The organism is Shewanella sp. S1-49-MNA-CIBAN-0167, from assembly GCF_040310145.1.
Taxonomy (GTDB): Bacteria; Pseudomonadota; Gammaproteobacteria; order Enterobacterales; family Shewanellaceae; genus Shewanella; species Shewanella psychromarinicola.
In genome coordinates this window covers 1-286 of the sequence record NZ_JBEOPO010000199.1, presented here as the reverse complement: position 1 = coordinate 286, position 286 = coordinate 1, and the positions used below count along the sequence as shown (strand labels likewise).

Below are 286 nucleotides of genomic sequence, written 5' to 3'. Positions count from 1 at the left end.
CATCGGCGCGATTGCGTTTCACTTCTGAGTTCGGAATGGGATCAGGTGGTGCCACAATGCTATGGTTTCCAGACAAACTGTTTTCTAGGACATTACACTAGATTATTCTTGGTGCTGATACCCAGAATCGAACTGGGGACCTCATCCTTACCAAGGATGCGCTCTACCAACTGAGCCATATCAGCAAAACTAGCTACTACGTCGAGCTTATTAGGCGCCTGGAAATGACCTACTCTCGCATGGGGAGACCCCAAACTACCATCGGCGCGATTGCGTTTCACTTCTG

The 286-nt window shown here is 49.3% G+C and carries 1 tRNA gene and 1 rRNA gene; both read right to left on the bottom strand.

The window, feature by feature from the left end:
- A 5S ribosomal RNA gene (gene rrf, locus AAEZ00_RS21005) occupies positions 1-73 on the bottom strand; the annotation flags it as partial.
- A gap of 36 nt (positions 74-109) precedes the next feature.
- Positions 110-185 (bottom strand) — tRNA-Thr (locus AAEZ00_RS21000).
- Between the last annotated feature and the right edge of the window lie 101 nt (positions 186-286).